Raw genomic sequence first — 18658 nt, 5'->3', positions numbered from 1 at the left:
AGATGATAATATAAAAAGATAAAAACTAAGGAAATGGGGAAAATTATGACAAATAAAGAAAATAAAATATTACTATTAATTGATGGAAATTCTATTATAAATAGGGCATTTTTTGCACTTCCGCCTATGGATAATGGAGAAGGACTTCAGACTAATGCAATTTATGGATTTTTAACAATGATGTTTAAGATGATAAAAGATTATAAACCAACTCATATATCTGTTGCTTTCGATTTGAAGGCGCCAACTTTTAGGCATAAGGCATACGATGATTACAAGGCAGGTAGAAAAAAAATGCCATCAGAACTTGCTATGCAAATGCAGCCTTTAAAGAATGTTTTGGATAAGATGAATATAGATAGAAAAGAAATAGAAGGGTATGAAGCAGATGATATTCTAGGAACACTATCGCTAGAAGGACAAGAGAATGGATACAAGGTATATATAGTAACTGGTGATAAAGATGCAATACAGCTAGCATCAGATGACACAACTGTACTGATTACCAAAAAGGGAATAGCTGAGGTAGAAGAGTACAATACAGAGACAGTTATGGAAAGATATGGTCTCACTCCAAGTCAATTTATTGATCTTAAGGGATTGATGGGAGATAAGTCAGACAATATTCCGGGAATACCAGGTGTTGGTGAAAAGACGGGAATTAAGCTTTTAACAAAATACGGAAGTGTTGAAGGTGTATTGGATAATATAGATCAATTAAAGGGAGCACAGAAGAAAAAGGTTGAAGAAAATCAAAAAGAAGCTATAATGAGTAAAGATCTTGCTACAATAATAAGAGATGTTCCTATAGATTTTGATATTGATAGTATGGAGTTTGGAGATTTTGAACTTTCAGATATAATAAAGGAATTTCAAGAGTTGAAGTTTACTAGTCTAATTTCGAGAGTTAGTGAGCTATCAAATGAAGATATAGAAGAAGAGGCTATTGATATAAGAAAGCTTGAAAATATAGATAAGTTTATAGAGGATGCAAAAAAGAGTTCTAGACTTTGTATAAAGACTTTCTCTAAGGCTGGAAATATATTAGAAAAAAATATATATAAGACATATCTATCTCTGGATGCAAAGCTAATATACTATTTAGACGGAGATGATATATTAAAGATAAAAGAAGTATTAGAAGATTCTAATATAGAAAAGATAGGATATGAGCTAAAGCAAGATTATATTGCACTTCGTCCTTATGGCATTGAATTAGATCCAATGGCATTTGATGTATCTATTGCAGAGTATATTATAGACTCAAAATCATCAACATCATATGACTTTGATATAATAGCAAATAAATATTTGTATAAAAAGGTTACTTCAAAAGAAGAATTATTGGGTAAGGGAGCAAAGGCAGTTGATTATCCAGATGTGGAAGTAGAAAAGCTAGATCAATATGCAGAGGGAATGATAAATACTGTAATAAATGTGATTGATAAGATGAAGCAAATAATTAAAGACGATGATATGGAGATGCTTTTTTATGATGTAGAAATGCCTTTAATAGAAGTCCTTGGAGATATGGAGTATGAAGGAATTTATACAGATAAAGATATAATAGATAGTCTCGGAGCTGAGTTTGATGAAATTATAAAAACTACAGAAAAAAAAGTATTTGAATACTCAGGTGAGGAGTTCAATGTGAATTCTCCTAAGCAACTAGGTGTAGTTTTGTTTGAAAAACTAGAGCTTCCAGTAATTAAAAAAACAAAGACGGGATATTCTACAAATGCAGAAGTTTTGGAAAAGCTTAGGGATAAGCATCCAATAATAGACTTAATCACAGAGTATAGAAGTGTAGTAAAATTAAAGTCTACATATATAGATGGAATTAAGTCACTGGTAAATCCTATAGATGGCAGAATACATTCTTCATTTAATCAAACTATAGCGACTACAGGGAGAATATCATCAACTGATCCTAATATGCAAAACATACCTGTAAGAACATCTATGGGAAGACAAATTAGAAAAGTATTTATATCTGAAGAAGGTAAAAAGCTAGTTGATGCCGACTACTCTCAGGTAGAATTAAGAGTATTGGCTCATATGAGTGAAGATGAACATATGATAGAAGCCTTTGAAAGTGGAGAGGATATACATAGAAAAACAGCATCACAAGTGTTTGGGGTAAACTCTGAAGACGTAACTCCTGAGCTTAGAAGTGCAGCCAAGGCAGTAAACTTTGGGATTATTTACGGAAAGAGTGATTTTGGTCTAGCAAAGGATTTAGGAATATCACAAAAAAAGGCCAAAGATTATATTGCTAGTTACTTTGCCAAGTATGGAAGAATAAAGGGATTTATGGATTATATAGTATCTTCAGCAGAAGAAAAGGGATATTCAACAACTATGTTTAACAGAAGAAGATATATACCTGAAATCAAGTCTAGCAACTTTATAGATAAAAATAGAGGCAAGAGGGCTGCTATGAATGCTCCTATACAGGGCAGTGCAGCTGATATAATAAAGATTGCTATGGTAAATGTATATAATAGATTAAAAGAAGAAGAATTAGAATCTAAGCTTATTCTTCAAGTGCATGATGAGTTGATAGTTGAAGCTAGTGAGCAAGAGATTGACAGGGTTGTAGAATTATTGAAATCTGAAATGGAAAATGCAGTAAATCTTAAGGTTCATTTAGATGTAGATTTAAATGTCGGTGAATCTTGGTATGAAACAAAATAAATAATAAAAATTACTAAAATACTAAAAAATATGAGAAAGATTTGATATAATAATAGAAGTATTCTATAGTTGACTAGCCATTTTTAAAAAGTAATGTATAAAGCTTCTTTAATTAGAATAATTAGAGAATTATACCTTGCTCTCAAAGATGGCTTTGCTATTTGAATAAAATAAAAAGTGAATTGGGCGGGGATGAAAGAGTGTTAAAGATAGGCTTGACAGGCAATATAGCTTGTGGAAAGAGCAGTGTTTCCAAAGAACTAGAAAAGCGTGGAATTCATATAATAGATGCGGATTTAATATCTAGAGAAATATATAAGAATGAAGATGTTATGATGGAAATGAGAAAGTTTTTTTATGATGCAATAGATAATGGCGAAATAAATAGAAAAAAGCTAGGTGAGTTGGTTTTCTATAATGAGGATAAACTAAAAAAATTAAACCAAATAACTCACAAAAAAATAAAATCTATTATAGAAGAACGTTTGTCTAAATATCAAGAAAAAAATGAAATTGCTGTAGTTGATGCAGCGTTGCTTTATGAAGCTGGATTTGAAGATATGGTGGACAAAGTGATTGTAGTCTATTGTGATGAGAAAGAGCAGCTTAAAAGGGTAATGCTTAGAGATAATCTATCAAAAGATGAAGCAACTAAAAGAATAAACAGTCAGATGAGTCAGGAAAAGAAGATAAAGCGTGCAGATTATATAATAGATAATTCCTACACGAGAGAAGATTTAAAGGACAATGTTATAAAGCTCATGCTTAAGATTAGGGCATGGATGTTAGAAGGCGGAGGAATATAGCTTGAAAAATATACGCAATAAAGTCACTCTGATCTCAATTTTATTATTGATTCTTGTCTTGTGCGTAAACTATGAAAGTATTGAGAGAAGGTTTTATCCTATAGAATATTCTAATTATGTTGAGCACTATTCTGAAAAGTACAATGTGGATAAATACTTGGTCTATAGTGTAATAAAAACAGAAAGCAAATTTAATCCAGATGCTGTATCTAGAAAAGGGGCTTCAGGCTTGATGCAAATAACAAATCTTACAGCTTCTTGGGCCGCAAAAGAACTTAAAATCAATGGAAATGTAGATATACATAATCCAGAAACTAATATAATGATAGGTACGTGGTACTTGAGTAGGCTTGAAAAAGAGTTTGATGGAGATTTGCATTTAGTTATAAGTGCTTATAATGGTGGTTCAGGAAATGTTAGAAAATGGCTAAAATCACCAAAATATAGTAATGATGGCAAGTCCCTAAAAAGTATTCCTTTTAAAGAAACATCTCAATATACTGAGAAAGTTTTGAAAAACTATAGAAAATATAAAGAGTTGTATAATAGATAGTCTATATTCCAGATAATTTTCGGGTATACATTAGAATAGAATATAAAATTAGAAAAAATATCTAAAATTATTATGAAAGGCTTTTAAATAGCTAAGGCTAGCTAAAATGTTAGTTATAAAAAATAATCATCTCTATGATAAATTAAAGATGAAAAATAATTTATGATATGATAAACTAATGATAGTGGTTATTAGTAACCCTTGTTAGGATCTAGTTAAATTCTATTTTAATAAAAGGAGATGTTATAATGAAGAAGAGACTTGTAATAGAAGGAATGCACTGTGCAAACTGTGTAAAAGGATTAAATGCTGTGCTTACAGAAGATGTCGACGGTATAGAAGTTATAGAGATTAATCTAGATGGAGGATACGCAGATATAAAAATGGATAGTAATATAGAAGATAGTATTTTAAAAGAAGCTGTCGAAGAATTGGGATTTGAATTAAAAGAAATAAAATCTATATAATAGTATATACTTTTGTGAAGATAGATAGAAATTTTGATATTTTTAAAAAATAATCAAAAAAACTATTGATTGATTGCTATAAAAAAGAGTATAATGGTAAAAGTTACACGGTTGTTACATAATAGTAACAACCGTGTTTTTATTAGAAAGACAAAAGATTACTGGATTTTTATAAAACTATAAATAAAAAAATTAATAAAATAAACTATGTAATATTCTAAATAGCAGATATATAGTGGATAATAAAAATTATAGTGAACATTTAAGTGAAAATTAAAAAATAATTTAGCTGAAAACAGCATGGTTACAAAAAAGTAACAAAAACAAGGTGCTTGATAGAGCAAAAGGTTACAAAATGGGGTACAAAAGTTACAGAAATATGATATAAAATGACATTTTTTCAAAAAAAAGCTTTACAAACTGTAATCAAATGATGTATTATAAGAATGTGATATAAATTTAAGAGTTGAAAACATGAATTTAAAAAATAAAAATTTAAAAATAGTGACAAATAATTTGGGTCTAAATTAGTTACTATAAATATGATAATAGAAAGAAAATTACGAGAGGTGAGAATTAGATGAATAAAGCAATTACAGTATTAGGGTTAAGTGCAGCAGCTGTAGCCATATCGGTTTCAAATGCTAGCGCTATGGAACAGGCGACAGAGGCAACTACAACTATTAACCACAAAGATGCACAGGAAAATGCAACTTCAAATAAAGTCTCAGAACTTCAAACGTCAGATGCAGTTACAGAAAATAATGTAAAGACAGTAACAGCTACAGAAACAAATACTACTAGAGAAGCGACAAGTGTAAACACAAACTCTACTTTAAATAATGTTTCAGAATTTCCAACACAAGAGACAAATAATGTAAAGACAACAAATGGAAATGCAGTAGCTACAAATGAAGAAGCAGCTGCAAGTGAAGAAGTAAATAAGATAGATGAGAGTGTTAATACTAATAATACAAATGAAGACAAAAATGCTGCTAATGAAAATGCAGATATAACAAATACAAATGAAGACAAAAATGCTGCTAATGAAAATGCAGATATAACAAATACAAATGAAGACAAAAATGCAGACACAGAAGCAGTTAAAAATATAAAGACAGATGCAGCTGTAGAAACAAATGCTACAGAAGATAAGACTCCACAGACAACTACGTCTACTAATCTTAGAGAAGAAGCAGATGTAACTTCTGGAAAGATAATGGAACTGAAAGCTGGAGAAAAGCTGACAGTATTAGAAAGAAAGAATGGCTGGACAAAGGTTCAGACTGAAAGTGGACAAATTGGATGGATAAGTGGATATTATGTATCTGGAGATGAAGAAGCAAATAAGGAAAATGAAACAGTAAAAACAGAAGATAAGACATCAACAGAAGATGTACTTAATAATAATAAGACAGATCAGCGTGAAAAAGAAACTAATGGAAAGGTAACTTCTACAGATTTTCTTAATGTAAGAGTAGGTCCTTCAGTTTCTAATGGTGTTTCTGGTGTTATTTATAGAGGTGAAATATTCAAGGTACTTGAAAGAAATCCAAACGGTTGGGTAAAGGTACTATTAAATGACGGAACAACTGGATGGGCTAATGGTAAGTATATTGATATGACTGTTGAACAGGATAATACAAACTTAATTGATTATAACAAGGAACAAGATAAGCAAAACTCTAATCAGGGTAAGGTAAATAGTACTGTTGGTTTAAGAGTAAGATCAGGTGCAGGTACTAATACATCTGTAATAACAACTTTAAATCACAATTCAATAGTTAACATTATTGGAGAAGAAAATGGTTGGTATAAGGTTAAGCTTGAAAATGGACAGATAGGTTATGTTGGTGCTGGATATATAACAAAGACTACACCAAGCAATCCTGAAAATAATAATAACAATAATAATGGCTCTGGTAATATAAAGGAAGACGGTCAGAATGAAAACAATAAACCTGAAGAAAAGCCTGATAATAATGCAAGTGGATCTTCAAAGAAGGTTGTAGATACTGCTACGTCTTTATTAGGAGTAAAATATTCATGGGGTGGAACAACTACAGCTGGATTTGACTGTTCAGGCTTTACTCAGTATGTTTATAAAAATGCTTTAGGTATAAATATACCAAGAGTATCTAGAGATCAGGCAAATGCTGGTTCAGCAGTTTCTATGAGCAATGCTAAGGCAGGGGATTTGCTATACTTTGATACTATGGGTGGAGGAAGAACTAGCCACGTTGGTATATATTTAGGTAATGGTAAGTTTATACATGCTAGTGGTAGTGCATCTAATCCAGAATATGTTAAGATATCTAATCTTTCAGAGAAGTGGGTTAAGTGCCTAGGAGCAAGAAGATTTGCTTAATTAAAAATGAAGAATATTATATAGCATTACGGATTTTCTGTAGTGCTATTTTTATTATAAAAAAATAAATGGAAAATGTGGAAAAGACAGTAAAAATGTGGATAAATACTGGAATTTGGATTAGAATATAGATAAGAAATCATAATTTAGGGAGGCATATCATGAGGAAATTTAAAGTTGGGATAGTTCAGATGAATGTATCTGATAATAAAGATGAAAATATCAAAAAGGCAGTTTCAATGATTAGACAAGCTGCAAAAAATGGGGCAGACTTAGTAGTTCTCCCAGAAATATTTATGTGTCCATATGACAATAAATGTTTTTCTGTATATGCAGAAGAGTTTCCAGGAGAATGTTCCAAGGCTATGATGTCTGTTGCAAAGGAATCTAGTATATATCTATTGGCAGGATCAATTCCTGAAAAATCAGATGGGAAAATATATAATACTTCATATTTTTATAATAGAGAAGGAGAACTTATAGCTAGGCATAGAAAAATGCATTTATTTGATATAAATATTGAAGGTGGTCAAAAGTTTAAGGAAAGTGATGTATTAACTCCAGGAGATGATTTCACTGTTGTTGATACAGATCTTGGAAAGATTGGTATAGGAATTTGCTATGATATTAGATTTCCAGAGTATTTTAGGGCATTATCTATGATGGGAGCAGAATTGATTTTATTGCCAGCAGCCTTTAATATGACAACTGGCCCAGCTCACTGGGAGATATCTGTAAGGATGAGAGCAGTAGATAATCAAGTATACATGGTTGCTGCAGCTCCAGCTAGAGATGAAAGCTCATCATATATTTCCTATGCAAATTCTATGGTAGTAAATCCTTGGGGAAAAGTGCTAGCCTGTGCTGGTATAGAAGAAGGTATTTTATATTCTGAGATTAACTTGGAAGAGCTAGAAAAAACAAGAAAAGAATTGCCTCTATTGAAACATTTGAGAAAAGACAAATATAGATTAGATTTGCTAGATTAGTTTTATATATTTATAATTTTAATTTACTTTTATTAAAACAGTTTTGTTAGCCTGTAATTAATAGAAGTGTTACTGCTTTACAGTTTTATTAGACTATAGTCACTAGGAAGCTTTCACTAGCTTATAGATATTAGCTTAAATACATTTAAAAATTTATAAATTTAATTTTATAACATAAAGAATATAGAGTTAAGAATAAAAAAAGACAAAAAACCCAAAAGACAAAAAAGTCTCTTGGGTTTTTTATTGTAAAATTTAATTTATACGATTATAAGTTCTATACCTTTTTCCTTAAGAAGTTTTACCCATTTTTCATTTATGAGTGAATCAGTAATTACCTTGTCAACACAGTCTAAATTACAAATAAAAGCTGGTGAAATATTTGAAAATTTACTAGAGTCAGCAAGTAAAATAACTTCTAGTGAGTTCTTTATCACACTCTTTTTAATTGCAACTTCATATGAGTAAGCACAAGTTATGCCCAATCTCTCATGTATGCCTGCAGCAGATAAAAACAACTTTGTAGTTCTGGTGTTTTCAATAATAGCAAGTCCTTCTGAGGATTCAAACATACCTGTATCCCTATGAAATTCTCCACCTGGCATAACAATCTTTACATTTGGTCTAGCTAGCAGATGTATAAGATTATTTGCACTGAAAATAACTGCTGTAAAATCAAGGTCAGTAGGTATATTTTGAGTGAGCTTTTCTGTTGTAGTACCCACATCAATTGCTACTACATCGCCCTCTTGTATCATCTCAACAGCCTTTTTACCAATCTTATTTTTTTCAAAATCCATTAAATGTGAATTTTCGCTAATAGTATAGTTGAATTCGTTTTTATCGGCGAAAGTTATAGGGTTGTCCTCTCTAGGATTAAATACTGCTGCACCATAAAAGTTATCTATAATGTTTTTCTCTTCTAATTCTTTTAAATCTCTTCTAATAGTCATTTCTGAAACATCAAATTCACTGGCAAGTTCTTTTACAGAAGCACCATTTGATTTTTTTAATATAGAGATTATTTTATTTAGCCTGTCTTCTTTTTTAGACAAATTATATCCCCCTCGCAATTTTGCTTAATATTTTAATTTTATTTCATCAATATTATTAAAAAGTCAATACAATTATAACATAATTTGTTATAGTTGTATTACTTTTTGTGAAAAAAGTTCCTAAAATAGAAAATTTAATGAAAAAAATGTTAAAGTTCACACAAAAATATATTGACAAAGCCTTTATCGAAGTGTATTATTAAGGATAGATTAAGAAATTAATCTATTGAAATACTAAATAAAATAATTATATACCATATAAAGTTTGGGAAAATAGTACTTTAGTTTGATGAAGTAAAAAAATAAAAGCTTAAATATATATTTATAAAATAAAAAAAGGTGTGAAAACATTTACATAAACTCATTTAGATGTTTGCACTAGAAAGCATTACTGTTGAAATACAAACATTTATTAGGTGTTCAGGAGGAGAATTAAATGAATAAGGAAGAAATATTAAGTCACATAGACCATACACTATTAAAGGCATTTTCTACTTGGGAGGATATTCAGTCACTTTGTGATGAAGCTGTAGAAAATAAGACTGCATCTGTGTGTGTGCCTCAAGCATACATAAAGAGAATAAAAGAAAAGTACGGGGATAAGCTAAATGTATGTACAGTAGTTGGTTTTCCTTTAGGATATAATTCAACTGGATCAAAAGTTAAGGAAATTGAAGATGCATTTGCAAATGGTGCAGGTGAAATAGATATGGTTGTAAATATATCTGATGTTAAAAATGGTGATTATGACAAGGTTGAAGAAGAAATAAGAACTTTAAAGAAGGCTTGTGGAGATAAAATACTTAAGGTTATAATAGAAACTTGTTATTTAAATGAAGAAGAAAAGATAGCAATGTGTAAGGCTGTAACTAATGCAAAAGCAAATTATATCAAGACTTCTACAGGTTTTGGTACAGCTGGAGCAACTATGGAAGATATACTTTTATTTAAAAAGCACATCGGACCAGACGTTAAGATGAAGGCAGCTGGTGGAGTTAAGTCAGTAGAAGATTTAATTAACTTCTTAGAAGCTGGTTGTGACAGAATAGGTACTAGCTCAGCTGTTAAGATGCTTAAGGGAATGGATACTAACGGAGAATATTAAAATAAAAAATTAGCGTTTTTATGTATTTATTTTATAAAAATGATTGAAGGGAGGAGAATAATCTTAAAAACTTAGATTGTTCAATATAGTATGACAAGAAATGAAAACATTAAGAGAGTATTTCTTATAGTTCTAGATAGTTTTGGAATTGGGGAATTGCCCGATGCAAAAGAATATGGTGATGAAGGAAGTAATACTTTAGGAGCTATAGTAAAGTCAGAAAGATACAATACTCCAAATTTACAGAAGCTAGGACTATTTAACATAGAAGGTGTAGAACTAGATAGAGAGATAGAATCTCCTATAGGAAGCTTTGCAAGAATGAAGGAAGCTTCTAAGGGAAAAGATACAACGATTGGACATTGGGAGATAGCAGGAATAATATCAAATAGCCCGCTTCCAACATTTCCAAATGGTTTTCCAGAAGACTTTTTAGAGGAGTTTTCAAAGAGAACAGGAAGAAAGTGTATTTGCAATAAGCCTTATTCAGGAACAGATGTAATAAGAGATTATGGTAAGCATCATATGGAAACAGGGGACTTAATTGTATATACTTCAGCCGACTCAGTATTTCAAATAGCAGCTCATGAAGATATAGTAAGTGTCAAAGAACTTTATAGTTACTGTGAAATAGCAAGAGAGCTATTAACAGGTGAAAGACTAGGTGCAGGACGTGTTATAGCTAGACCTTTCATTGGAGAAGAAGGAAAGTTCACAAGAACTCCAAATAGACATGACTATTCATTGCTTCCTCCAGGAAAGACTATAATGGATGAATTAGTAGATGCAGGTCTAGATACTATAGGTGTAGGAAAAATATATGACATATTTGCAGGTAAATCAATACAGTCAACTAACAGAATAAAAGACAATACTGATGGTATGAATGTTACCTTAGATTTGATGGATAAGGATTTTGAAGGTTTATGCTTTGTAAATCTTGTAGATTTTGATATGAAGTATGGTCATAGAAATGATATAGAAGGATATGCTCAGGCATCAACAGACTTTGACATACAGTTAGGTCAAATGTTAGATAAAATGAGAGATGAGGATGTATTGATTATTACAGCGGATCACGGATGTGACCCATCTACTCCAAGTACTGATCATTCTAGAGAGCATACACCAATGTTGATATTTGGTAATAATATAAAAGAAGGCGTAGATCTTAAGACTAGAGATAGTTTCTCAGATATAGCGAAGACAATCGCCGACATATTTAATACGGCAGGAGATTTTTCTGGCAAGAGCTTTTTAAAAGAGCTTGAAATTTAATTAATTAAAGGTTAGTCCTTTAAAAATAAAAAAAAGGTATTTGTTGAATTATAAATAATTGTAATTACAAATATCAGGAGGTTTTATGAAGGTTTTATTAAACATATTAGGTATTGTTTTAGTTATCGCTGTAATGTTTTTAGTCTCGCATAATAGAAAAGCTGTTGACAAAAAGCAAGTGTTAAAAGCTTTTATTGCACAGTTTATAATAGCTGCTTTGATAATAAAAGTTCCAGCAGGTAGAGTAGTAATAGCAAAAGTCAGCGACGGCGTTGCAAAGGTGTTGAGCTATGGTAGTGAAGGAATTCAGTTCGTATTTGGATCTTTGGGACTTCCAAGTGCACCTACAGGATTTATATTTGCATTCCAGACACTAGGTAATATAGTATTTATATCTGGTTTGGTAGCAGTATTGTATTATTTAGGTATATTAGGATTTATTGTTTCAAAGCTAGGTTGGGTACTTGGTAAGATATTTAAGACTTCTGAAGTTGAGAGTTTCGTAGCAGTAGCCAATATGTTCTTAGGTCAGACAGACTCACCAATATTGGTAAGTAAATATCTGAACTATATGACAGATAGTGAGATAATGCTTGTACTTGTTTCTGGTATGGGTAGTATGTCAGTAAGTATAATAGCTGGATATGCAGCTTTGGGTATTCCTATGGAAGCACTATTAATTGCTTCTACATTGGTTCCAGTAGGGTCAGTAGTTATATCTAAAATAATTTGCCCTCAGACTGAAAAAGTGAATGAGATAGGCGAAGTATCTATGGATAGAAAAGGTGACAATGAAAATGTTATAGATGCTCTTTCAGCAGGTGCTATGGACGGTATGCAGATGGCATTTGCAATAGGTGCAGCTTTAATAGCATTTATATCTATGATAGCATTAATAAATGGTATACTAGGTAACTTTGGTCTTTCTCTAGAAGGAATACTTTCTTATATATTTGCACCAATAGGATATCTTATGGGACTTGATGGGCCAAATATACTAAAGGCAGGAGAATTACTAGGTAGTAAGTTAGTATTGAATGAATTTGTTGCTTATGGTAAACTAGCTCCAATACTATCTACACTAGATCAAAGAACTGCTTTAATGCTTTGTATATCATTGGCTGGTTTTGCAAATGTTGGTAGTATAGGTATGTGTGTATCAGGAATAGCTATACTTTGCCCAGAGAAAAAGTCTACATTGGCAAGACTTGGGGTTAGAGGTATGATAGGCGGATTTAGTGTGAGTTTACTATCTTCATTGATAGTTGGTTTATTGATGCTTATATAATAAAAAAATTCTATAATTATTTAAGATAATATAGATTGTTATAATGATAATTGACTTAAAATAATGATTAAAATATAAATAAATAGTAGTTATAAAATATCAAACCTAGCTTTTTAGTCTAGGTTTGATGAATTTATAGATGTTAAATAAATAGCTATTTAGTCTGCTTTATAGACTAAAAATAGCTATAAAGAATAATAGTATAAATTTATTTTATACACAAAATAATTGCTTTAGAAAAAGCAGAAATGCTTAAAATATATACATTTGAAAGGAGACTGGGAAACCAGTACATAATAATATGAGATTTTTAGATATAATAGAAAAGAAGAAAACTAATCAAGAATTAACAAAGGAAGAAATACAGTTTTGGATAGATGGTGTAACTGATGGAAGTATACCTGATTATCAGATAAGTGCTTTATTGATGGCGATACTATTCAACGGAATGAGTGAAGAAGAAACAGCTACACTAGCTGAAGCCATGATGAACAGTGGAGATGTAATAGATCTATCAAGTATCCCTGGAATAAAGGCAGATAAGCATTCAACTGGTGGAGTAGGTGATAAGACTTCTCTAGCACTAGGAGCTATGGTATCAGCTTGTGGTCTTAAATTGGCTAAGATGTCAGGAAGAGGACTAGGACATACTGGTGGTACTCTTGATAAGCTAGAGTCAATAGAAGGTTTCAATATATTCCTTACAGAAGAAGAATTTAAGAAGCAGGTAAGTGAAATAGGTCTAGCTATTATAGGTCAGACTGGTGAATTAGTTCCTGCTGACAAGAAGCTTTATGCACTTAGAGATGTTACAGCCACAGTAGACGCTATACCACTAATAGCTTCATCAATTATGTCAAAGAAGTTGGCCTCAGGATCAAATACTATACTTTTAGATGTTAAGTATGGTGAAGGTGCATTTATGCATACTGTAGAAGATGCTAAGAAGCTTGCAACTGCAATGATTTCTATAGGAAATAGACTAGGAAGAAATACTATGGCTATGATTACAGATATGAATCAGCCTCTAGGAAATACTATAGGTAATGCTTTAGAAGTTGAAGAAGCTGTAGAAACAATAAAGGGAGAAGGTCCTAAGGACTTTACTGAACTTTGTATGTGTGCAGGTGAAATAATGTTGATGCAGGGTAATGTAGCTAACACTAAGGAAGAAGCTAGAAAAATGCTAGAAGAAGCTATATCTTCAGGTAGAGCTTATGAAAAGTTCCTACAAATGGTAGAAGCACAGGGTGGAAATGTAGAACAAATAAAGAATACAAAGTTACTTCCACAGTCTAAGTTTGTAACTGAAATGAAGGCAAAAGAAGCTGGTTATATAAGCAATATACACTCTCAGCAATTAGGTATCTTAGCTATGCACCTAGGAGCAGGTAGAGCTACTAAGGAAGATCCTATAAACTATGCAGTTGGTCTAAAGATGAACTCAAAGAAGGGTGACAAGATAGCACAGGGAGATTTATTGTGTACTGTATATCATGATGAAGAGTTGAAGCCAGAATGGATAGAGCACTTCTATGATACATTTATATACTCAGAAACTCCAGTAGATGCTATACCTATAGTTGAAGAGATATTAAAGTAAGATCATCGCATTGTATATTTAATAACATACTCATTAAATAAATAAAATACATAGGATAAGAGTCTTTATAAAGTTATAAAGACTCTTATTTTTTTATAAATATTCATAATATATAGGAAAAGATTAATTAATTATAATAAATTAATCTTAATTATAGGATATGTTATGAAATTAATATTCTCAATTAATAAAAAATATAATTAGTCAAAAAAAAGACAATAGCAGACATATTAAATATGATATAAAAATATAGATTTATACACATAAATGTTGTATACTAGTATAGAGGAAAAAGTAAATATTAGTTATGAATAGGAGGTAACATGATGAAACTCTTAACTTTTAAGGGAGGTATACATCCTCCATATGGAAAAGAGTACGCAAACAAAAAACCAATTGAGAGAGCAAAAGCTCCTGCGACTGTTTATATTCCTCTTCAACAACATATCGGTGCACCAGCAAAGTGTATCGTAGAAGTTGGGGATGAAGTAAAGTTAGGTCAAAAAATTGGTGAAGCTCAAGGGTTTGTATCTTCGAATATTCATTCATCAGTATCTGGTGTCGTGAAGGCCATTAAGGAATGCGGCGTACCAGGTGGTACTGCTATGTGTGTAGTTATTGAAAATGATTTTAAGGAAGAACTACATGAAAACGTTAAACCACATGGTGAAATAGAAGACTTATCAAGAGAAGAAATTGTTGCTATTATTAAGGAGGCCGGCATAGTTGGTATGGGTGGTGCAACTTTCCCAAACCACGTTAAGGTATCTCCTCCGCCAGATTCAAAGGCAGAATACGTAATACTAAATGGTGCTGAGTGTGAGCCATATCTAACAGCAGATGATAGATTGATGGTAGAATACCCAGAAACAGTTGTCTACGGATTAAGAGTCTTGATGAAGGTATTGGATGTAAAGAAAGGTTTCATAGGTATAGAAGTTAATAAACCAGAAGCTATAAAGAATATGGTTGAAGCTGCAAGTGCATACCCAGAAATCGAAGTAGTAAGCCTACAGGTTAAATATCCAGAAGGTGCAGAAAAGCAATTAATCTATGCTTGTACAGGTAGAGAAGTTCCTTCAGGTGCACTTCCAATAGCTGCAGGCGCAGTTGTAGATAACGTAGCTACATCTGCTGCTATAGCAAGAGCTATAAAGGAAGGTATGCCTTTAGTAGAAAGAATTACTACAATAACAGGTCCATGTATCAAGGAACCTAAAAACTTAATAACAAAAGTAGGTACAAAGTTTAGTGAAATCATCGAGCAATGCGGCGGTGTAAAAGAAGGTGTGAAAGCCAGCAAGCTTATTGCAGGTGGACCGATGATGGGTCTAGCACAGTTTACAGATGATATTTCTACTAATAAAGGTTCTTCAGGTATATTAATCTTGGATGAAGAAATGGCTACAGCTCCAGAACCAATGAACTGTATTAAGTGTGGAAGATGTACAGACGTATGTCCTGCATTCCTTCAGCCATTATTCATAAGTGCATATTCGTTAAAAAATAATTTTGATGAAGCAGAAAAGCATAGAGCGATGGATTGTATAGAATGTGGATCATGTTCTTATATCTGTCCTTCAAGAAGACTTTTATTACCTTCAATCAGACAGGCAAAGAGAGAAATCGGTGCTAAGAGAAGAAAAGCTGCTGCGGCACAAAAGAAATAATAGAGGGGGAACGAGTGATGGATAATAAGTTGATAGTATCTTCTTCACCTCATATTAGGAGTAAGGAAGATACTTCATATATAATGAAGCAAGTTTTAATAGCGCTACTTCCAGCAACTTTAGCTGGCTTGTACTATTTTAGAGTAAGTGGCTTAGTTACTATTTTAGCCTGCGTTATTGGTGCTGTGGGTTCAGAATGGGCCTACTGCAAAATTACTAAAAAGAAATCTACTATTAATGACTTATCAGCAGTGGTAACAGGTTTACTACTTGCTTTTAACGTTCCTGCAGGTCTTCCTGTATGGATGTGTATATTAGGGTCAATATTCTCAATAGTAGTAGTTAAGATGTTATTTGGTGGTATAGGATTTAACTTCCTTAACCCAGCATTAGCAGGAAGAGCATTCTTATTGGCATCTTTCCCAGTAGCTATGACTACTTGGTTAGCGCCAGGAAGCAATCCTGATGCAGTAACTTCTGCAACTCCACTAAGCTATATGAAGCTAGCAGGAGCAGAAGGTATGGGAACATCCTCAGGTGCAGTTGATAAACTACACGATGCTGGTATATCTATAGGTCAGATGTTTATGGGTAATATAGGCGGTACTGTTGGTGAAACTTGCGCATTATTACTAATAATTGGTGGTATATATCTAATTTACAAAGGTATCATTTCATATGTAATGCCAGTTACATATATAGGTTTAGTATTTATACTTACTTTCTTACTTGGTGGATTCAATGCAGAGTTTGCTTTATACCAGACTTTAGCAGGTGGATTACTTCTAGGTGGTATGTTCATGTTAACAGACTACACTACTTCACCAATGACTAAGAAGGGTCAGATAATATACGCTGCAATTGCGGCTATAATAGCTACTTGTATAAGATTATACGGTGGTTACCCAGAAGGTGTATCTTACTCTATACTATTTGCCAACTGTCTAGTACCATTGATTGACAAATATGTACATAACAGAGTATTTGGGGAGGTGCGTAAATAATGAATAGTATGTTTAAAATAGGTGGAACTCTACTTGCGTTTTGTGCCGTTTCTGCATTACTACTTGCTGGTACCGACCAGATAACTGCACCTATTATAGAACAGCGTAATGAAAAAGCTAATAATGAAGCTAGAATACAAGTTCTTCCAGAAGCAAAAGAATTTAAGGAAGTTGAAAGTTCTTCTTATAAATCATCTGGGGCGGCTACTATATCTGAAGTATTCGAAGGAAGTAACGGTTCAGATCAGGTAGGTTACACTATCAAGTCTAAGCCATCAGGTTACGGCGGAGAAATCGAAATCACTATAGGTATTAGTAAAGACGGAAAGATAACAGGAGTAAATATTGGTAACAATACAGAAACTCCAGGTCTAGGTGCTAAGGCTGCTGATCCTGCATTTAATGGTCAGTACAAAGGTAAAGAAGCTAAGGAACTAGAAGTTATCAAGAGTGGTTCGCCAGGTGAAAATGAAGTTAAGGCAATATCTGGTGCAACAATTACATCAAAGGCTGTTACTAGCGGTGTAAATGATGCAGTTAAGGTATTTGAGTCTTTAAGTAAATAAGAGGGGGGTTAGATATGAGTAATTTAGGTAAAATATTTAAAAATGGTCTAATTGACGAGAACCCTACTTTCGTACAGGTAATAGGTATGTGTCCAACACTTGCCGTTACAAGCTCAGCAATAAATGGTATAGGTATGGGTCTTTCTACAGCAGTGGTTCTTGCTTGTTCAAACTTAGCAATATCACTTCTAAGAAAAGTTGTTCCAGATAAAATAAGAATACCTTGTTTCGTAGTAGTTATAGCTACTTTCGTTACAATAGTTCAGATGATGTTAAAGGCTTATGTGCCAGCTTTAGACAAAGCCCTAGGTCTTTATATACCACTTATCGTTGTTAACTGTATCATACTTGCAAGAGCAGAAAGTTTTGCTTTTAATAATGGTCCAGCAGCATCGTTTGTGGATGGTATAGGTATGGGTCTTGGATTTACTATAGCCCTTACAGTATTAGGTGCTGTAAGAGAAATTCTTGGTGCAGGTAGCATATTTGGTTTTGTATTTTTACCATCTAGTGTAAATACATTACTGTTTATACTTCCTCCAGGAGCGTTCCTTACTCTAGGATTCCTAATGGCTATATTCAACAAGATGACTAAGAAAAAGGCGTAAAGGGGTGTAGATAATGAATTTAATACTATTATTTATATATATAGTTCTTGTAAACAATGTTATCACTTCTCAGTTCCTTGGTATTTGTCCTTTCCTAGGTGTTTCTAAGAAGACAGATACAGCTATCGGTATGGGTGTTGCAGTTACGTTCGTTATAGCGTTGGCTTCAGTGATAACATATTTCATCCAAATGATATTGGATAGATTTGGCCTAGGATTTTTGCAGACAATAGCATTTATACTTGTTATTGCCTCAATAGTACAGTTCGTTGAGATGGTAATTAAGAAAACTTCTCCATCTTTATATCAGGCATTGGGAGTTTACCTTCCACTGATAACTACAAACTGTGCCGTTTTAGGTATAGCAATAGTTAATATAACACAGGGTTACAATATAATAGAAACTCTAGTAAACGGTGTTGGTGCCGGTATAGGGTTTACACTTGCAATAGTAATATTTGCAGGAATAAGAGAGAGACTTGAATTGGCTGATATTCAAGAAGCGTTTGAAGGATTCCCTATAACACTAATATCTGCCAGCCTAATGTCAATTGCATTCTTAGGTTTTACAGGTCTAATAAAATTATAAGGGGAGGTACTG

16 protein-coding genes are annotated in these 18658 nt (G+C 32.5%); 15 read left to right on the top strand and 1 reads right to left on the bottom strand.

Annotation, left to right across the window (positions count from 1 at the left end; all coding sequences use genetic code 11):
* The first annotated feature begins 45 nt into the window (after positions 1 to 45).
* From polA to UF10_RS05775, 6 genes are all read left to right on the top strand, one after another.
* Positions 46 to 2697 carry a DNA polymerase I gene (gene polA, locus UF10_RS05800; RefSeq protein ID WP_106776886.1) on the top strand — a complete coding sequence of 884 codons (2652 nt, stop codon included), beginning with the start codon at positions 46 to 48 and terminating at the stop codon, positions 2695 to 2697.
* Between the two features lie 161 nt (positions 2698 to 2858).
* Entirely contained in the window at positions 2859 to 3503 is a 645-nt protein-coding gene (coaE, locus tag UF10_RS05795; RefSeq protein WP_242969066.1) for a dephospho-CoA kinase, read from the top strand.
* Positions 3504 to 3561: 58 nt separating this feature from the next.
* The gene (locus UF10_RS05790; RefSeq protein ID WP_242969065.1) at positions 3562 to 4056 is read left to right on the top strand and encodes a lytic transglycosylase domain-containing protein; all 495 of its coding nucleotides are present in this window, start codon (positions 3562 to 3564) and stop codon (positions 4054 to 4056) included.
* 248 nt (positions 4057 to 4304) lie between these two features.
* Positions 4305 to 4523, top strand: a complete 219-nt coding sequence (locus tag UF10_RS05785; RefSeq protein WP_106776884.1) for a heavy-metal-associated domain-containing protein — start codon at positions 4305 to 4307, stop codon at positions 4521 to 4523.
* Positions 4524 to 5103: 580 nt separating this feature from the next.
* Entirely contained in the window at positions 5104 to 6891 is a 1788-nt protein-coding gene (locus UF10_RS09355; protein WP_242969064.1) for an SH3 domain-containing protein, read from the top strand.
* Positions 6892 to 7052: 161 nt separating this feature from the next.
* A complete protein-coding gene (locus tag UF10_RS05775) occupies positions 7053 to 7880 on the top strand; it encodes a carbon-nitrogen hydrolase family protein (RefSeq protein ID WP_106776883.1) in 828 nt (275 codons plus the stop codon).
* Positions 7881 to 8140: 260 nt separating this feature from the next.
* Here UF10_RS05775 and UF10_RS05770 read toward each other — a convergent pair whose 3' ends face one another.
* Positions 8141 to 8935 (bottom strand): DeoR/GlpR family DNA-binding transcription regulator, encoded by a 795-nt coding sequence (locus tag UF10_RS05770; protein ID WP_106776882.1) that lies wholly within the window; start codon positions 8933 to 8935, stop codon positions 8141 to 8143.
* Positions 8936 to 9371: 436 nt separating this feature from the next.
* Between UF10_RS05770 and deoC the strand changes: the two genes are divergently transcribed.
* From deoC to rsxA, 9 genes are all read left to right on the top strand, one after another.
* Positions 9372 to 10040, top strand: coding sequence for a deoxyribose-phosphate aldolase (deoC, locus tag UF10_RS05765; protein WP_106776881.1), 669 nt, complete (start codon positions 9372 to 9374; stop codon positions 10038 to 10040).
* Between the two features lie 90 nt (positions 10041 to 10130).
* Positions 10131 to 11318, top strand: a complete 1188-nt coding sequence (locus UF10_RS05760) for a phosphopentomutase (protein WP_106776880.1) — start codon at positions 10131 to 10133, stop codon at positions 11316 to 11318.
* An 85-nt stretch (positions 11319 to 11403) separates the two neighbouring features.
* Positions 11404 to 12606 carry a NupC/NupG family nucleoside CNT transporter gene (locus UF10_RS05755; RefSeq protein WP_106776879.1) on the top strand — a complete coding sequence of 401 codons (1203 nt, stop codon included), beginning with the start codon at positions 11404 to 11406 and terminating at the stop codon, positions 12604 to 12606.
* Positions 12607 to 12907: 301 nt separating this feature from the next.
* Positions 12908 to 14209, top strand: a complete 1302-nt coding sequence (locus UF10_RS05750) for a pyrimidine-nucleoside phosphorylase (protein ID WP_106776878.1) — start codon at positions 12908 to 12910, stop codon at positions 14207 to 14209.
* Between the two features lie 326 nt (positions 14210 to 14535).
* Complete coding sequence (gene rsxC, locus UF10_RS05745) at positions 14536 to 15879, top strand: electron transport complex subunit RsxC (protein ID WP_106776877.1); 1344 nt, start codon at positions 14536 to 14538, stop codon at positions 15877 to 15879.
* 17 nt (positions 15880 to 15896) lie between these two features.
* A complete protein-coding gene (locus UF10_RS05740) occupies positions 15897 to 16883 on the top strand; it encodes an RnfABCDGE type electron transport complex subunit D (RefSeq protein WP_207654577.1) in 987 nt (328 codons plus the stop codon).
* Entirely contained in the window at positions 16883 to 17449 is a 567-nt protein-coding gene (locus UF10_RS05735) for an RnfABCDGE type electron transport complex subunit G (RefSeq protein ID WP_106776875.1), read from the top strand. The genes UF10_RS05740 and UF10_RS05735 overlap by 1 nt, the downstream gene beginning before the upstream one ends.
* A 14-nt stretch (positions 17450 to 17463) precedes the next feature.
* Complete coding sequence (gene rsxE / locus UF10_RS05730; protein ID WP_106776874.1) at positions 17464 to 18057, top strand: electron transport complex subunit RsxE; 594 nt, start codon at positions 17464 to 17466, stop codon at positions 18055 to 18057.
* Positions 18058 to 18070: 13 nt separating this feature from the next.
* Positions 18071 to 18646: an electron transport complex subunit RsxA gene (gene rsxA / locus UF10_RS05725; RefSeq protein WP_106776873.1), complete on the top strand. Its 576-nt coding sequence runs from the start codon at positions 18071 to 18073 to the stop codon at positions 18644 to 18646.
* The last annotated feature ends 12 nt before the right edge of the window (positions 18647 to 18658 follow it).

This window comes from Peptostreptococcus russellii, assembly GCF_003012055.1.
Lineage (GTDB): Bacteria > Bacillota > Clostridia > Peptostreptococcales > Peptostreptococcaceae > Peptostreptococcus > Peptostreptococcus russellii.
The sequence above is the reverse complement of the archived record's forward strand: the minus strand, read 5'-3'. Positions and strand labels throughout refer to the sequence as shown.

Bases quoted from the DNA above. Each gene is read 5' to 3' on its own strand.
- polA (WP_106776886.1), top strand. From the start codon at position 46: ATGACAAATAAAGAAAATAAAATATTACTATTAATTGATGGAAATTCT.
- UF10_RS05785 (WP_106776884.1), top strand. From the start codon at position 4,305: ATGAAGAAGAGACTTGTAATAGAAGGAATGCACTGTGCAAACTGTGTA.
- UF10_RS09355 (WP_242969064.1), top strand. From the start codon at position 5,104: ATGAATAAAGCAATTACAGTATTAGGGTTAAGTGCAGCAGCTGTAGCC.
- UF10_RS05775 (WP_106776883.1), top strand. From the start codon at position 7,053: ATGAGGAAATTTAAAGTTGGGATAGTTCAGATGAATGTATCTGATAAT.
- deoC (WP_106776881.1), top strand. From the start codon at position 9,372: ATGAATAAGGAAGAAATATTAAGTCACATAGACCATACACTATTAAAG.
- UF10_RS05760 (WP_106776880.1), top strand. From the start codon at position 10,131: ATGACAAGAAATGAAAACATTAAGAGAGTATTTCTTATAGTTCTAGAT.
- UF10_RS05755 (WP_106776879.1), top strand. From the start codon at position 11,404: ATGAAGGTTTTATTAAACATATTAGGTATTGTTTTAGTTATCGCTGTA.
- UF10_RS05750 (WP_106776878.1), top strand. From the start codon at position 12,908: ATGAGATTTTTAGATATAATAGAAAAGAAGAAAACTAATCAAGAATTA.
- rsxC (WP_106776877.1), top strand. From the start codon at position 14,536: ATGAAACTCTTAACTTTTAAGGGAGGTATACATCCTCCATATGGAAAA.
- UF10_RS05740 (WP_207654577.1), top strand. From the start codon at position 15,897: ATGGATAATAAGTTGATAGTATCTTCTTCACCTCATATTAGGAGTAAG.
- UF10_RS05735 (WP_106776875.1), top strand. From the start codon at position 16,883: ATGAATAGTATGTTTAAAATAGGTGGAACTCTACTTGCGTTTTGTGCC.
- rsxE (WP_106776874.1), top strand. From the start codon at position 17,464: ATGAGTAATTTAGGTAAAATATTTAAAAATGGTCTAATTGACGAGAAC.
- rsxA (WP_106776873.1), top strand. From the start codon at position 18,071: ATGAATTTAATACTATTATTTATATATATAGTTCTTGTAAACAATGTT.